Source organism: Wohlfahrtiimonas larvae, assembly GCF_002006755.1.
In the GTDB taxonomy this organism is placed as follows: domain Bacteria; phylum Pseudomonadota; class Gammaproteobacteria; order Cardiobacteriales; family Wohlfahrtiimonadaceae; genus Wohlfahrtiimonas; species Wohlfahrtiimonas larvae.
This window is the reverse complement of sequence record NZ_MVDO01000213.1, coordinates 1-502: the sequence shown is the minus strand read 5'-3', so window position 1 is coordinate 502 and position 502 is coordinate 1. Positions and strand designations below refer to the sequence as shown.

Annotated in this window: 1 pseudogene; it reads left to right on the top strand. The window is 37.8% G+C overall.

Annotation, left to right across the window (positions count from 1 at the left end):
* Positions 1–502, top strand: a pseudogene (locus BZK14_RS11065) (translation initiation factor IF-2); the annotation flags it as partial.

Below are 502 nucleotides of genomic sequence, written 5' to 3'. Positions count from 1 at the left end.
GTTCTGTAGAAGCATTGATCAATGCATTAGAAGAGTTATCAACAGAAGAAGTTTCAGTAAAAGTTGTATCAAGCGGTGTAGGTGGTATTAATGAATCAGATGCAAACTTAGCTGTTGCTTCTGAGGCAATCGTCATCGGCTTTAATGTTCGTGCTGATAATTCAGCTAAGAAAATCATCGAAGATGAAGGTTTAGCATTACATTATTACAGCATCATCTATGATGTTATTGATGAAATTAAAACAGCATTGATTGGTAAACTTGCACCAGAGTTTAAAGAATCTATTATTGGTATCGCAGAAGTTCGTGATGTATTTAGATCTCCGAAGATTGGTGCGATTGCAGGCTGTATGGTAACGGAAGGCTTGATCAAACGTAATAATCCAATTCGCGTATTGCGTGATAACATTGTAATCTATGAGGGTGCATTGGAATCATTACGCCGCTTTAAAGATGACGTATCAGAAGTTCGCAGTGGCATGGAATGTGGTATTGGCGTTAA